General features: G+C 39.1%; 11 protein-coding genes. 6 read left to right on the forward strand and 5 right to left on the reverse strand.

The features are described from left to right. The first annotated feature begins 5 nt into the window (after positions 1–5). Together J8L73_RS02705 and J8L73_RS02710 are read left to right on the forward strand one after the other, a co-directional pair. Positions 6–815: a phosphate/phosphite/phosphonate ABC transporter substrate-binding protein gene (locus J8L73_RS02705; protein ID WP_211014658.1), complete on the forward strand. Its 810-nt coding sequence runs from the start codon at positions 6–8 to the stop codon at positions 813–815. Then, on the forward strand, positions 802–3,033 hold the full coding sequence (locus J8L73_RS02710; protein WP_211014660.1) for an ATP-binding protein: 2,232 nt from the start codon (positions 802–804) through the stop codon (positions 3,031–3,033). Before J8L73_RS02705 ends, J8L73_RS02710 begins: the two co-directional genes overlap by 14 nt. A 44-nt stretch (positions 3,034–3,077) precedes the next feature. Here J8L73_RS02710 and J8L73_RS02715 read toward each other — a convergent pair whose 3' ends face one another. Beyond that, the gene (locus J8L73_RS02715) at positions 3,078–4,595 is read right to left on the reverse strand and encodes a carboxypeptidase (protein WP_211014662.1); all 1,518 of its coding nucleotides are present in this window, start codon (positions 4,593–4,595) and stop codon (positions 3,078–3,080) included. A 376-nt stretch (positions 4,596–4,971) separates the two neighbouring features. Between J8L73_RS02715 and J8L73_RS02720 the strand changes: the two genes are divergently transcribed. From J8L73_RS02720 to mrcB, 4 genes are all read left to right on the forward strand, one after another. Then, a complete protein-coding gene (locus tag J8L73_RS02720) occupies positions 4,972–6,195 on the forward strand; it encodes a response regulator (protein ID WP_211014664.1) in 1,224 nt (407 codons plus the stop codon). Between the two features lie 210 nt (positions 6,196–6,405). Further along, the gene (locus J8L73_RS02725) at positions 6,406–6,744 is read left to right on the forward strand and encodes a P-II family nitrogen regulator (RefSeq protein WP_004587162.1); all 339 of its coding nucleotides are present in this window, start codon (positions 6,406–6,408) and stop codon (positions 6,742–6,744) included. Between the two features lie 11 nt (positions 6,745–6,755). Further along, entirely contained in the window at positions 6,756–7,985 is a 1,230-nt protein-coding gene (locus J8L73_RS02730; RefSeq protein ID WP_211001502.1) for an ammonium transporter, read from the forward strand. Between the two features lie 150 nt (positions 7,986–8,135). Continuing rightward, a complete protein-coding gene (mrcB, locus tag J8L73_RS02735; RefSeq protein ID WP_211001520.1) occupies positions 8,136–10,478 on the forward strand; it encodes a penicillin-binding protein 1B in 2,343 nt (780 codons plus the stop codon). Positions 10,479–10,543: 65 nt separating this feature from the next. On the opposite strand, the gene J8L73_RS02740 is transcribed toward mrcB, so the two are convergent. The 4 genes from J8L73_RS02740 to J8L73_RS02755 form a co-directional block, all read right to left on the reverse strand. Then, complete coding sequence (locus J8L73_RS02740; protein ID WP_211014666.1) at positions 10,544–12,385, reverse strand: methyl-accepting chemotaxis protein; 1,842 nt, start codon at positions 12,383–12,385, stop codon at positions 10,544–10,546. Positions 12,386–12,551: 166 nt separating this feature from the next. Further along, a complete protein-coding gene (hemL, locus tag J8L73_RS02745) occupies positions 12,552–13,832 on the reverse strand; it encodes a glutamate-1-semialdehyde 2,1-aminomutase (protein WP_211001504.1) in 1,281 nt (426 codons plus the stop codon). Positions 13,833–13,867: 35 nt separating this feature from the next. Next, positions 13,868–14,884 (reverse strand): aspartate carbamoyltransferase, encoded by a 1,017-nt coding sequence (locus tag J8L73_RS02750; protein ID WP_211014668.1) that lies wholly within the window; start codon positions 14,882–14,884, stop codon positions 13,868–13,870. Positions 14,885–15,000: 116 nt separating this feature from the next. Beyond that, positions 15,001–15,435: a CopD family protein gene (locus J8L73_RS02755; protein ID WP_058547254.1), complete on the reverse strand. Its 435-nt coding sequence runs from the start codon at positions 15,433–15,435 to the stop codon at positions 15,001–15,003. Between the last annotated feature and the right edge of the window lie 7 nt (positions 15,436–15,442).

Here is a 15,442-nt window from a genome sequence, read left to right on the forward strand (position 1 = left end):
CGCTAATGAAGTTTGTAGTTACGCTATTATGTTTATTGTACTGTTCGTGCTCAGTTGCAAAAGAATATACGTTCGGGGTAGTGCCTCAATATGAGCCTCAAAAACTAAATGCTATTTGGCAGCCTTTACTTGCGCAAGTATCAAAACAAACAGGCATAAAAATAAAGTTAGTTACTGTTGAGTCTATTCCGGTATTTGAACAAGCGTTTGCTAATGGTGAGTATGATTTTGCTTATATGAACCCCTGGCACAGCGTAATTGCATACGAGCAACAAGGCTATATACCTCTGATAAAAGACGCTAGCAGGAAATTACAAGGCGTACTAGTTGTTAACGAGAATAGTGGTATAGAGAGTGTAGAAGAGTTGGATGGAGCTGAAATTGCCTTTCCTGCACCTAATGCATTGGGGGCGTCACTACTTATGCGTGCCGATTTAGCGCTACTGTATGGCTTACAAATAAAACCAGTTTATGTACAAACTCATTCATCTGTATATCTAAATGTAGCACTAAACTCGACAAAAGCTGGCGGTGGGGTGCTTGGTACGCTAAAACAACAATCTAAAAACTTACAAAGTAAGCTTAAAGTTATTTATAAAACGCGTGAAATAAGTCGTCACCCGATTGTGGGTCACCCTAGAGTAAAAGAGCAGATACAAAAAAAAGTACAGCAGGCTATTTTACAAATAGGCAAAAATCCTAGCGACAGACACTTACTACAGGGTATACCTATTAACATTTCTGAAATTGCTACTTTGGCTGAATATCAGCAGTTGTCCCGTTGGGGATTACGTGAGTTTTATGTTGAAAATTAGAGGGTTTAGGAGCTTAAGAGCGCAAAGCTTTATTGTTGTATTGCTATGTGGATTACTGATGGCAAGCCTTTTTATATTTTATGCTTTACCTGAGCAGGCTCGTTGGGTAAATGACGACTTATCAAAATCTGCACAGCGATCGCTCGTCCAGTTATCAACATCTATTACTACCCCATTACTTACTAGGCAATATGCGCAGCTATACGAAGAGCTAGACAGTCAACTGCAAATACATTCAAACTGGAAAGGCATTAAAATTGTTGATGCGCAAACAGGAAACCAACTATATCCGCTCGAGGATTGGATAGGCACTGCTAATAGTGGCGATATGCTGCTTACTCAGCAGGTTGAATTTTTGGACAAACCACTTGCCTATATTAGTTTAGTTGTTAACTTTGAGGACGAAGTTGCTCAATCATCAAAACTTCACTACACACTAATATCTATACAGTTGATGATTTTGGCCATTGTATTTATTGCCGTAGCGTGGCTTGTTGATTATAGGGTCACATCGCCACTTAGGGAATTAAAGCAATCATTTTCACGTTTAGCTAAAGGCGACTTTGATTGTCATATTGAAAAAAAGCAAAAAAATGAAGTAGGCAGTGTGATAAGTGCGTTTAATAATATGGTTAACGAAGTTGCAAGCAACCATCAAAAGTTAAACAGTTTACGTATTCAAGCGGAGTCTGCGAGTAAGGCTAAGTCTGACTTTATGGCTAGTATGAGTCACGAACTAAGAACACCGCTTAATGCTATTTTGGGCCTTGCACAGTTATACGAATATGATGATAAGGCCAGTAAGGTACATAAAGAAAATGGGAGAAGCATTTATCAAGCCGGTGAGCATTTATTATTACTAATAGATGATGTACTTGATTTAACGGCTATAGAGTCGGGTAATATGCAGTTTACTTTTGACTATGCACCACTAAAAAATATTCTTGAAAGTTCAGTTGAGCTCGTTGGTGAACTTGCAAAAGGCCAATCAATCTCTATCCATACCAGTGGTTTTGACGAGCTTGAAGGTTTAAGTATTTACGTGGATCAGCGCCGTTTTAAACAAGTTATGCTTAACTTGCTCTCTAATGCCATAAAATACAATAAACCTAATGGCAGCATTAATATTAACTGCAGAGTATTGAGTAACAAACAATGTGAAATAGAGGTCATTGATACGGGGTGTGGTTTTGCGCCCGATGACATGAATCGTTTATTTAAACCCTTTGACCGCTTAGGTGCTGAAACAAGTAAAGTAAATGGCACTGGAATAGGTTTAGTTATAACCAAGCAGCTAGTGGAGCGAATGCAGGGGGCTCTGAGTGCTGAAAGTGAGCAACAAAAGGGTTCATGTTTTACCTTAACATTTAACGTTTTTGAACAGGAAAATTTACCACTACAAGAGCATACCGTTAAAGTAACAAAACAAAATTTAAATGCTGTAAGTCTTCCCACGCTCGAGGTATTGGTCGCAGAGGATCAGGTGACTAATCAGCAAGTTTTAAAGCAACAACTTACGATGCTTGGAGTCAGTTCAACCTTTGTGAGTAATGGAGAGCAAGCGTGGCAGACACTTCAAAATAGCCAATTTGATATATTATTAACCGACATTCAAATGCCTTTACTTGATGGGCTTGAGCTTGCAAAAAAAATACGTAGTCACCACCAATTTAATGAATTAGTTATAATAGCCATCACCGCTAACATTACTAAAAATAATATAGATAATTGTTATAATGCAGGTATGAACGGGTTTTTAACTAAACCTATTGAGCTTGTAAAACTTAAATCTCTTCTCATGGAACACTCTCAAACCATGATGAATACACAGCCTCAACAAAGCACGTTAGCAGGTGTAAAATCAGGCGCATTTGATCAATTAGATCTTCCTTTACTTAGATCAATGCTCGGTGATGACCCAATGGTCCATTGCATGGTGTTTAATGCGTTTTTACAAACTGCGGGTGAACAGGTAAAGCTTGCAAGCGCATACGCTAAAAATAACAATTACCCAGATTTAGCTTTTCAGGCTCACGCATTAAAATCGTCTTCTAAATCAGTAGGAGCTATTAAACTTGCCGATATATGTCAAAAAATTGAATCACTTGCAGAAGGTAACTCAATTGATATTGAACAAATGAAAACCCTAGAAGTATCGTTTAATGAGGTGGTTACTCAACTTAAAAGCTATTGCTTAAAGTATGAAAAACAGACATAAAAAATGGCTCAACTTGAGCCATTTATTGAGTGTTATAAAAGCGTTTAATATTTAGCAGCTTGACCACTTTTAGGAAGTGATTGCTCAATAAAATCACGTAGGTCGTTATTAGAGCTTTTTAAATCGGCATGGCGAAGGTACATCATATGACCGCTGCGGTAACCTTTAAAACTTAAACGATCTTTCATTTTTCCGCTTGGGTCTAATTGCCATAAAGTGTATTTTGCATCAAAGTAATTAGTAGCACCGTCAAAATAACCTGATTGAATCATCACATTAAGGTATGGGTTTTGCGCCATTGCTAAGCGTAAATTTTCACCGGTATTATTACCTGTTCTATCCCATGGGTGAACATTACCAAACAGATTATATTTTATGTCTGTTTTATAGTTTAACTCTTCACGCAAATAGTGATTAATTGCAGGGGTAAAAGAGTGTAACCAAGAAGTAAGCTCAGCCCAGTAATCAGGTGACTCACCTGCATCGCGTTTATCTATACCTAAATAGCGAGAATCTAAACGCCCTACAGTTTGTCCTCTTTCACGTAATAACTCTTTCCAAAAAAATTGAGTTGGAATATCTAAATTATTTTGCTTAACAAATGTTTCTGAAAGACCCGCATACTTCGCCATTTTTTTAATAATACGACGTTTTTCTTCAGCTTCAATAAAACCGCCTTTAGCGAGCGCAGGAATTAATTCATTGACTGTAAATTGCTCTACTTCAGGTAACAAGTCATCTAAGTCTTTAGATTGTAGGTCTGCACTAAGTGCTTTATGATACCAAGCAGTCGCGGCAAAGTAGGGTAAGCGATTGGCCGCTTTTATAGGTCCGTCGCGTTTTATGCCAATATCAGTCGGCGACACTAATACAACCCCATTTATGTACATCCATTGACTGTTTTGAAGCTCATGGGCAAGCCCTGATACGCGTGTTGTACCATAGCTTTCACCAATTAAAAATTTAGGTGAACGCCAACGCTCTGCTCTATTTACGAATGTGTTTAGCCATTCAGCTAAATATTTTATGTCGGCTTTTACGCCAAAAAACATTTCTTTTTGTTGAGCCTTTGATAAAAGCTCCCCTTTATCATTTTCAAGTACGCGTGAGTAGCCAGTATTTACAGGGTTTACATACACAATATCGGCAATATCAAGAACAGAATAAGGGTTACCTTTTACGCCGTAGGGCTGAATAGGGTAGCCTTCGTCATCAATTTTTAACACTCTTGGGCCAGTATAGGCTAAGTGCATCCATACGGAAGCCGAGCCTGGCCCGCCATTAAATGAAATAAGTAACGGACGACTTGCTCTATCGTCTACCTTATCGCGAGTGTAGTAAGTGTATTGCAGCGTAGCAACTGCATCGCCTTTATCATCCCACACAGGTTGCGTACCTGTTGTGGCAGTATACGAAAGACGTTCCCCGTTAATTTTGGCTTTATGTTGGGTTACAACTTTGCTGTCTACATCAATACGGCGTTGGTTATCTGCAAATGATGCTGTAGTTATAAATATGGCAATGATAGTTATCGGTAAACTTATAATACGACTAAGCTTCATGGAGGGTCCTTATTATTGTTGATAAACTATTAAAAACATTATTAGCATAAATAACAAAAGTATTGAGACAAGTGGTCGATAATAATAGTTAAGTAAAATATGTTCTGCTTTAGGTTGAACAAATTTAACCATGAAAGGTCTACAGGTTCCAAAAAAACGTATATCATCTTGGTAACCGTCAATATCGGTTATAGTACACGTCGTTTGTATTGACTTTAAATACAAGCCATTTCAAAAAAGTAAATGGATTCTGCTTTTAGCATTTCGTAGCACTCACACCGGATGTTCAATTAACGTTATTCAGTCATCGAACTAAGTAATTTAAGTGTTGTATTTGTAGCATGGCTACAAATTTATTAAAGGTAAGAGAAGCTTTATGCAAAGAGTATTGGTGGTCGAAGACAGTAAAGTAGTACAGCAGGTATTACGCCACTTAACAGCGCAGTATCTTGATGTAGCTGTTGATTTTGCTTGGACTTTAGCTGAGTGTGAAGCATTCGTAGAAAAACATAACTATTCCTTAGCACTAGTCGATTTAACACTACCAGATGCTCCTAATGGCGAAGTTGCAAAGTACACTTTGCTTAACAAAATTCCTACCGTGGTACTTACCTCAAAAATAGATGAATATAAACGCCAGCAAATGCTAGAGCTAGGCGTGGTTGATTACGTTATTAAAGATAACCGCGACTCTTATCATTATGCCGTTAAATTGGTCGCTCAGCTTTTAAGAAACCAAGGTTGTAAAGCCCTAATCGCTGACGATTCATTATTGAGTCGTTCGTTAATGAAACAAATGCTTGAAAAGCAACTGTTTGATGTTACCGATGCTCATGATGGGCAACAAGCGCTTGAGATCTTAAAAGCAGATCCAAACATTAAATTGCTGATGACAGATTATGCAATGCCTTCAATGGATGGTTTTGAGCTTGTTAAAGCAGTACGTAACTTTAGAGGCCGCGATGATTTGGGAATTATTGGTTTATCCGGAGCTGGTAAACACGGTTTATCGGCACGATTTATTAAGTACGGCGCAAATGACTTTTTAACAAAGCCATTTATGAATGAGGAGTTTCATTGTCGTGTTTTGCAAACAATGGAGCAGCTTTCTTTAATTGCTGACATTAAAGAAAGCGCACACAGAGATCATTTAACTGGCTTACACAATCGACGCTATTTTTATCAATATGCTGAAAAGCTTTTAAAAAATAATAACCAAAATAACACGTTAGCATTACTTGATATCGATTTTTTCAAAAATATTAATGATACATTTGGCCATGAAGGCGGCGATCAGGCTTTAAAACAAGTAGGTGCATTAATACGTAGTACATTTGCTAAATTTATAGTAGCCCGTGTAGGAGGGGAGGAGTTTGCTATAATTTTACCAGATATAGAACTATCAAGAGGGCGTGAGTATTTTGAGGCTTTCAGAAAAAAAGTGGCAAATTACGACTTCTCCATTAGTGATAAAGTACTGAAAATTACGACCAGTATAGGTTTAGCTGATTTTCAAAATACCAGCTTAACCGACGCAATGCGCAACGCTGATAAAGCATTATACAAAGCTAAAAACGAAGGCAGAAATTGTGTTTTTTAGCGTACTTTAAAATATGAGTATATGTGCAGCACTAAATGGTGCACCAATGTAGCTAAGTTGTAAAAAAAGCGCACCAAATAGGTGCGTTTTTTTTGTTTTAAATTGCTGTTTTAAGCTTAAGTTTATGATATTTAATTATTTTTAATAGTGGCACAAAGGTTGGATTATTAAAGTCAACAGGATAACAATAAAGAGTCCGAGGGGGCCGCTATGAAAATGATTAGTGCAATCATAAAACCATTTAAATTAGACGATGTGCGTGAAGCACTTGCTGATCTAGGTATTGAGGGGATGACCGTAGTTGACGTTAAAGGCTTTGGACGTCAACGAGGCCATACAGAGCTGTATCGTGGTGCAGAATACCAAGTAGATTTTATTCCTAAGATCAAACTTGAAATTGCAACTCGTACTGAAAATTGCCAACGCGTAGTTGAAGCAATCACTAAAATTGCCTCAACAGGTAAAATAGGTGACGGTAAAATTTTCGTGTACGACTTAGATCAAATTGTTCGTATCCGTACGGGCGAGCTTGATGAAGAAGCAATTTAAGGGGCTGATTAATGGAAAATACAATTGTAGAACTCAAATTTTCACTCGATACCTTTTATTTTTTGATATCGGGAATACTAGTAATGTGGATGGCAGCAGGTTTTGCCATGTTAGAAGCGGGCTTAGTTCGCTCTAAAAACACCACTGAAATTTTAACGAAGAACGTGGCATTGTACTCTATCGCATGTACCATGTTTTTATTAGTTGGCTACAACATTATGTATGTAGACAATGGCGAAGGCGGCATAATCCCTTCAATTGGCGCATTAATTGGCACGCAAGCGGCCGATGCTGACCATTCATTAGAATCTGACTTTTTCTTCCAAGTAGTATTTGTTGCAACGGCTATGTCGATTGTATCGGGTGCAGTTGCTGAACGTATGAAGTTATTTGCTTTCTTAGCATTTGCAGTTGTTTTAACTGGCTTTATTTACCCAATGGAAGGTTACTGGACATGGGGCGGCGGTTTCTTATCAGAAATGGGCTTTGTTGACTTTGCAGGCTCTGCAATTGTTCATGGTGCTGGTGCTGCAGCTGCTTTAGCGGGTGTAATACTGTTAGGTGCTCGTAAAGGTAAATACGGTAAAAACGGTGAAATTTACCCAATTCCAGGTTCTAACTTACCACTTGCTACATTAGGTACGTTTATTTTATGGATGGGTTGGTTTGGTTTTAACGGTGGTTCGCAATTACTTCTTTCAGATAAAGAAAATGCAACGGCTGTAGGTCAAATCTTACTTAATACTAACGCTGCTGCTGCAATGGGCGCAATTGCTGCACTGTTTGTATGTAAAGTGTTATGGGGTAAAGCTGATTTAACTATGGTACTAAACGGCGCATTAGCAGGTTTAGTGGTTATTACTGCTGACCCACTTTCACCATCACCATTAATGGCTTGTTTACTAGGTATTTTAGGTGGTTCATTAGTTGTATTTAGCATTGTTGCTCTTGATAAAGCTAAAATTGATGACCCGGTTGGTGCAATTTCTGTACACGGTGTGTGTGGCGCGCTAGGTATTATGTTGGTACCTGTATCTAACGGCGATGCTAACTTTGTAACACAGCTTATTGGTTTAGTGACTATCTTAGCCTTTGTTTTTGTAGCCTCATTTATTGTATGGGCTATTTTAAAGCAAACTATGGGCATTCGTGTAACCGAAGAAGAAGAGTTAACAGGTATGGACCAACATGATTGTGGTGTTGATGCTTACCCTGAATTTGTATCTGTTCGCAGCAACTAATTCAAAAATATATCATTGTGTGTTTTACAAAGCCCTACCTCTGTAGGGCTTTTTTCGTTTCAGGGAAGGTTAACTTTTCAGGTGTTAGGGTATAGCCAATATGCTAAGCTCACACTCGTGAATGAACTTTGGAATAAATTACACTTAAAAATGGCCAATAACAAAAAAATACCCAGTAGTAAAACCACTCCTAAACGTGCATCTAAAGCAACTAGTTCGACACGTAAATCAAAAACAAAAACGACTAAAAAAAATTCAAGTACAGTTGTTAAACGCTCATTTATGAGAAAAACATGGTCGGTTTTTTGGAAGTTGAGCTTAGCCGTTTTTATTGCTATGGCGATGTACTTTATTTATTTAGACTCAAAAACAACGCGTATTTTTGAAGGAAATAAGTGGCAGTTACCTGCACAAGTGTACGCACGTTCAATGGAGTTTTACCCTGGGCAGTTTTTATCTAGCGATGAAGTTGTGTTTGAGTTAGAGCGTTTAAACTATTCATCTGTTAATAGACTAAGCCGCACAGGACAGTTTGTTAAAACAGCAAATAGTATAAAAATTTATCGCCGTGATTTTGAATTTTACGATGGTCTTGAAGAAGCACATATCATTGAACTGCGCTTTGCAGGGCAAAAAGTGGCTACTATTAAAGATAAATTTGGCAGACGACTAAACAGTGCTCGCCTAGAGCCTGTACAAATAGCACGTATAGGGAATGATTCTAAACAAGATAGGGAGTTTGTACCGCTCGATAAATTTCCACCTATGTTGAAAGACACGCTACTGGTGGTAGAGGATCGTGATTTTTATCAGCATCATGGTGTGTCGGTATTTTCTATTTTGCGTGCACTTTATTCAAATATTAAAGCAGGGCGTACTGTTCAAGGTGGGAGTACCTTAACGCAGCAGCTTGCAAAAAATATATACCTAACGCGTGAACGTTCTTTAGTCCGCAAGATAAATGAAGCGTTTATAGCGCTTATTTTAGATTACCGTTATTCAAAAGATCAGATTTTAGAAGCTTACTTAAACGAGGTTTATTTAGGTCAATCGTACAACCAAGGTGTACATGGCATGGGTCTGGCGTCTGAGTTTTATTTTTCAAAACCAGTTGATGAACTAGAATATGATCAAATTGCATTGCTGGTGGCCATGGTTAAAGGGCCGTCTTACTATAACCCTCGCCGTTATAAAGAGCGAACTATGGAGCGCCGCGATTTAGTTCTGCGTTTAATGGTTGAAAACAAGCTATTAAGCACTAAAGAGTACCGTGCATCGCTAAAACGTCCAATTGATATTGCGCCGATGAAAGCAAGCTTACAAAAATCTTACCCTGGTTATTTAGAACTCGTTAACAGAGAACTAAATAAGCTATTGCCTGATCAGCAAACACTTGATGCAGGTGTTCGTGTATTTACTTATTTTGACTTGCAAAAGCAAACTGCAATGGAAGAATCGATTCAAAAAAGTTTGCCGTACTTAGAAAAACGCCCAAATACAAAAGAGCTTGAAGCAGCGATGATTTCAGTAAACGTCGAAAAAGGCGGTGTGTCGGCTTTAGTCGCTGGGCGCGATGTACGTTACTCAGGCTTTAACCGAGTATTAGATACCAAGCGTAATATAGGTTCACTAGTTAAACCTGCCGTTTATTTAACCGCGTTACAGTTGCCGCATTATAATTTAGCCACTTTACTGGATGATTCTCCAGTACAAGTCACCAATGAGCAAGGTAAAATATGGCAACCAGAGAACTTTGATCATCAATATCGCGGCGCAATGCCGCTATATAAAGCATTTAGTAAAAGCGTTAATATTCCAGCTGTAAATTTAGGCTTAGATGTAGGTGTTGATAAGGTAGCTAACACGCTAAGAAAGCTTGGCGCTAAAGGTCAAATTAGGGAATACCCATCATTACTATTAGGTGCTTTAGAAATGTCGAGCTTTGAAGTAGCTCAGCTTTATACCACCATAGCTGCTGATGGGAAGTACAAAGAGCTTACTGCAATTTCTGCCTTAACGGACTCAGTGGGGAAAGTACTTTATAAACATAAAGTAAAAGCAGAGGCTCGTTTTGATACGGCTGCTATGTACATGACTAAGTACGCGATGAAGCGTGTAACTAAAGACGGCACAGCAAAACGTTTAAATTTACACTTTCCATCAATTCAGTTAGCAGGTAAAACGGGCACGAGCAATGATTTGCGCGACAGCTGGTTTGCAGGGTTTGATCAAAACACAGTTACTGTTGCGTGGCTAGGTCGAGATGATAATAAGAGTACCGGTTTGACGGGCAGCGTGGGCGCATTAGAAGCGTATATTCGTTATTTAAAACCTCTTAACCCGCAAGCAATTGCCGATACACGTCCACCCTCAATACGCTGGGCATTTGTGAATGAGCAAACTGCTAAGCAAGCACCACCAGGCTGTGGCAAGGTGATTCAATTACCGCTCAGAGCCAGTGAGTTTGAACCAAGACCGCAATGTATACGCTAGCTTATAAAGCTATATAAAATATTAAAGCCGCTGTTTAGCGGCTTTTTTATGGGCTATTAATTAGATTAAGATTTAAAAAATTGCATTGATTTAGTTAAATCATCAGAGAGCTGACTAAGCTGCTGAGCATCTTGCAGTGTAGATTGCGCAGAGAGAAGAGTTTGGTCTGCTAAGTTACTTACCTCTTGAGAATCGCTTAATGCTTGAGTAGTTGCGTTAGATTGCTCTTTAACACGAAGTGCTATTTCCTCGCCTTGGTGTTTTATATCGCCCATGCTGTGCTCTGCACTTTGTAAAACATCGTTCGTTTCAGTGGCAGCTTTTACTGATTGTTCCATCTTCTGGACACTTGAACGCATTTTTTGTTGTGTATCTTCAGAGGCTTGTTGAAGTGAGCTAATTATTTGGTGAATCTCTTGTGTTTGAGTTTGTGTACGTTGTGCAAGGGTTCTTACTTCATCTGCTACTACGGCAAAACCACGCCCATGCTCACCAGCTCGCGCCGCTTCTATTGCTGCGTTTAAGGCTAATAGGTTGGTTTGATCGGCTATTTCGCTAATGCCTTTACTTACTTTACTAATTTCTTGGCTGTCTTGGGCGAGTCGATCTAGCGCTTGTTGGCTTTCGGTAAATTCAATTTGAAGGTCTTGCATGTATTTGGCAAGTTCCATGGTGTTGTCAGAGCCTTGCTTTACATGCTGCGCTGCATCTTGCGCTGTTAACATCGCTTGATTAGCAGACTCTTCTACACTTAGCGCACTTTGCTCCATATTACTTAGCGCATCATGGATAGCATTTACACGTATTTGCTGTTTTTCAACATCGTTACTCGTTTGGCTGCTTGCCTGTGAAAGCGATTTAGTGGCGCCACATAGCTCCACAGTACTTGCTTTTACATTCTCCAAAAGTTTTGAAAAGGCATTAAGAAGTGCGTTATATCGCGCTGCAATAATATCCATTTCATCATTAGTACTTGAGTTAATAACCGCATTTAAGTCGCCATTTGCTGCTCTTTGCGCAGCTTCGGCAAAGCGATTAATGGTATCGACTACCGCATAGTAAAAGCCAATCATTAAGTAAAACGCAAAAAGTAAACTTATAACAGATGCTGCTAATACTAGGTTTCTGATCCATTGCTGTGTTTGAAACTTATTTTCAATGAGGGTTTCAAGAGTAGGGATACTTTTATCAACAAGTTTACTGATACTGCTGTGCACTTGGGTTGTTAATTGATTGAATTCGGCTTGCGTTAGCAGTATATCGTCAGGCTCTAGTAGCTTTTTATCTATAGCTGTTTTAAACGCCTCTACTGCACTGTGTAAATTAGTGAGCGAGGGCGTTAGTGTTTTATTTACTGATTTATCCGCATTAGTCGCTACATTTAATACTTTATCGAGCTGTAGCTCATATAAAGGCAAAGATTTACTGAAATTAGAAAGCGCGATAAACGTATCTGGCGTAAAGCGATTACTTGCCAATACCGTATTTGCGCTTTGTGCTGTCGCATTAATTTGCATTATAAGTGCAGGAATGGGCGTTACTAAAGAGCGATTTACATAGGCACTTGCAAGTTGGTTATCAAGCGCTAAATTAGATTGAATAGAAACAAGTTCCAGTACTTCATTTGCTTGGTCATTCTTTATATCAAAACCTAGAGCACGAGCTACTTTAATATTTTTATCAGTATCACCTTGCATCTGGTTTGAGATTATTGTTCTGTAGCCTTTTAAGCCTTGTTGCTGCATTTTTGAAACGGCAATACTTTCACTTAACAACGACACTAAAAAAAATAGGCTTAAGGCAAGAGGGAGTAATAGTATTCCAAACATCAGGCTTATTTTTGTTTTGTATTTTAAATTTGCCATAAGCTGAATTGCAGGGGAGGCAAACTGGCGTAATCCTGACATAAGACTCTCTTATTTTTTTGTAAAGGGGATAAAAATATATAGACCTTGTTATGTCTAATTATTATTCATTTATATTACTTTACAAATAAAAAAAGCCCTTTCGGGCTTTTTTCTATCTTTAATCTTAATATTATAGGTAAAACAAGTAGTTAATATTTATACAGCTCTAAAGTTTCGCAAATGAGCGTTCAGCTGCTTCAATGGTTGCTTGTACTTCTTGTTCTGTATGTGCTGCACACACAAAGCCTGCTTCAAATGCAGAGGGTGCTAGGTAAACACCTTCTTCAAGCATTAAGTGGAAAAAGCGCTTAAAGCGTTCTAAATCACATTCTGTCGCTTGTTGGTAAGTTGTCACTTTTTCAGCATCGGTGAAGAAAAAGCCATACATGCCGCCCGCATAGTTAGTTGTTAAAGGAATACCCGCTTTTTTAGCGCCTGCCTCAAAACCTTCACATATTGCTTTAGAAATGGCCTCAAGCTTATCGTGTAAACCAGGCTCACTTAATAGTTCAAGTGATTTCAAACCAGCAGCCATTGCAATAGGGTTACCAGAAAGAGTGCCAGCTTGGTAAACTGGGCCTACCGGCGCAATGTAATCCATTATTTCGGTTTTACCGCCAAATGCGCCAACAGGCATGCCGCCGCCAATGACTTTACCTAAACATGTTAAGTCAGGTTTTATGTTGTAGTATGCTTGAGCGCCACCTAATGCAACACGAAAGCCCGTCATCACTTCGTCAAAAATAAGCACTGACTTGTATTCATCACATACTGCGCGTAGTCCTTCTAAAAAGCCTTCAGTAGGTGGAATACAGTTCATGTTACCCGCTACTGGCTCAACAATAATACAGGCAATTTCATCCGCGTATTTTTCAAAAATAGCTTTTACTTCATCAAGGTTATTAAACGATACTGTTAGCGTGTGCTTAGCAAAGTCTTCAGGAATACCTGGTGAATTTGGTACGCCCATTGTTAATGCTCCTGAGCCTGCTTTTACTAGTAACGAGTCAGCATGGCCGTGGTAACAACCTTCAAATTTTAAGATTTTGTCACGATTAGTAAAACCACGCGCTAAACGAATTGCGCTCATGGTAGCTTCGGTACCAGAGCTTACCATGCGTACTTTTTCGATTGATGGAACAAGCTCTTTTACTTTTTCAGCCATTAATATTTCAGCTTCGGTAGGAGCGCCGTAGCTTAAGCCGTTTTCTACCGCTTCGTGTACAGCTTGTTTAATAGCTGGGTGGTTATGGCCCATGATCATTGGACCCCACGAACCTACATAATCGATATAACGGTTACCATCGGCATCAAAGGTAAAGGCACCTTCAGCTTTAGTAATAAATAGTGGCGTGCCACCTACACCGTTAAATGCACGTACAGGTGAATTTACGCCACCAGGAATTGAAGTTTGTGCACGATTAAATAAATCTTGGCTAATTGTCATGAAAAATCCTATAAATTGTCGCTTGGTAAAAGTGTTTAGCTGTCGCGTTTGCGGCTAAACCAAGGTACGTCTACTTCATATTGCTCGACTTTATTTTCTACGCCGAGTGTTAAAGCAAACAGTGCCATACGAATTAATACGCCATTTTGTACTTGGCGGAATATTGCTAAATTGTCGTTAGTATTTAAGTCGTTATCAAGCTCGTTAGCTTCCAAACGGCTATCACGAGGCAGCGGGTGCATAAGTACAGAGTTTGGCTTACAGTGCGCATTATAAATAGATTGGCTTATTCTAAAACCGCCACGGTATTTATCTGCTTCCTCTTGTGAAGGAAAACGCTCTTCTTGAATACGTGTTTGGTAAACAATATCGGCAGCTAAATTGCCTTCCATTTTGTTTACGAGTTGTATTTTATGGCCCGCATTTTCTACAGCATCTAAAATACTGGTAGGCATTTGTAGGCCATCGGGTGCCACCATCGAAAATTTCACGTTTTTGTAATGGCATAATAGTTTTGATAATGAATGCACAGTGCGGCCATATTTTAAATCGCCAACAAGGGCTATATGCATACCATCAATATTTTGATCAAAGCGATTTAGCTCACGCTCAATAGTTAGTAAGTCGAGCAAGGCTTGAGTAGGGTGCTCGTTTGGCCCGTCACCACCGTTAATAACTGGTACGGTACAACCGTCAGCAAATTCGCTTACAGAACCTGCATCAGGATGGCGCATAGCGACGGCATCAGCGTAAGCAGAAATAACGCGTGCCGTGTCGTAAAGAGACTCACCTTTTGCAAGGGCTGAGCTTTGCATGCCAGTTGTTTCGCGTACACCACCACCAAGTAAATTAAAGGCGGTACCAAAACTTACGCGCGTACGCGTGCTTGGCTCAAAAAACAAATTCGCTAAAATAGCGCCTTCAAGCACTGTTGTTTGCTTTTGCTTTTTAGCATAAGGCTCCATTTTTTTTGCTACTGCAAAAATACGTTCAATGCAGTCTCTGTCGAGTTGATTTACCGACAGTATATGCTCACCTTGGAAACTTAACATGGGGTTATTCCTAATCAATCAAAAGGGCGCGATAATCCAAAAAAATGGGGCACGCAATCGCGCGTGTTATAACAAGTTGTGTAAATTGCAGCGCAGTTTAACACGCGCTACAAAGCTTATAAATTAGGTTTTATTACCGCAAGCGCAACAATAATTAGTAGCGCAATAACCGGAAGCTCGTTAAAAATACGATAAAACCGATCTGTTTTAGTATTTCGATCGTGTTTAAAGTCGCTTAGTAATTTAAAGCAGTAGCCATGGTATATATATAATATGATCACGAGCACTAATTTATAATGCAGCCACATACTGTATCTGAACCACTCACGGCCATACTCTACAATGGTGAGCACACCAAAAACGGCTGTTAAAATGGCAAATGGTGTTACAAAAAAGAGTAACCGCCGCTCCATTACTTTAAGCATAGAGTTACAGGCTTTTTCTTCGCTCATTGCGTGGTATACAAAAAGCCGAGGTAAGTAAAAAATACCGGCAAACCAAGCAATCATAAAAAAAATGTGTAGTGTTTTATAAATTAATAAAGCGCTCATATTAACC

Origin of the sequence: Pseudoalteromonas sp. MMG006 (assembly GCF_018101025.1) — a bacterium.
Classification (GTDB): Bacteria; Pseudomonadota; Gammaproteobacteria; order Enterobacterales; family Alteromonadaceae; genus Pseudoalteromonas.

Excerpts from the sequence above, each read along its gene's own strand:
- J8L73_RS02720 (WP_211014664.1), top strand. The coding sequence starts at position 4,972 with ATGCAAAGAGTATTGGTGGTCGAAGACAGTAAAGTAGTACAGCAGGTA.
- J8L73_RS02705 (WP_211014658.1), top strand. The coding sequence starts at position 6 with ATGAAGTTTGTAGTTACGCTATTATGTTTATTGTACTGTTCGTGCTCA.
- mrcB (WP_211001520.1), top strand. The coding sequence starts at position 8,136 with ATGGCCAATAACAAAAAAATACCCAGTAGTAAAACCACTCCTAAACGT.
- J8L73_RS02740 (WP_211014666.1), bottom strand. The coding sequence starts at position 12,385 with ATGTCAGGATTACGCCAGTTTGCCTCCCCTGCAATTCAGCTTATGGCA.
- J8L73_RS02715 (WP_211014662.1), bottom strand. The coding sequence starts at position 4,595 with ATGAAGCTTAGTCGTATTATAAGTTTACCGATAACTATCATTGCCATA.
- J8L73_RS02710 (WP_211014660.1), top strand. The coding sequence starts at position 802 with ATGTTGAAAATTAGAGGGTTTAGGAGCTTAAGAGCGCAAAGCTTTATT.
- J8L73_RS02725 (WP_004587162.1), top strand. The coding sequence starts at position 6,406 with ATGAAAATGATTAGTGCAATCATAAAACCATTTAAATTAGACGATGTG.
- hemL (WP_211001504.1), bottom strand. The coding sequence starts at position 13,832 with ATGACAATTAGCCAAGATTTATTTAATCGTGCACAAACTTCAATTCCT.
- J8L73_RS02755 (WP_058547254.1), bottom strand. The coding sequence starts at position 15,435 with ATGAGCGCTTTATTAATTTATAAAACACTACACATTTTTTTTATGATT.
- J8L73_RS02750 (WP_211014668.1), bottom strand. The coding sequence starts at position 14,884 with ATGTTAAGTTTCCAAGGTGAGCATATACTGTCGGTAAATCAACTCGAC.
- J8L73_RS02730 (WP_211001502.1), top strand. The coding sequence starts at position 6,756 with ATGGAAAATACAATTGTAGAACTCAAATTTTCACTCGATACCTTTTAT.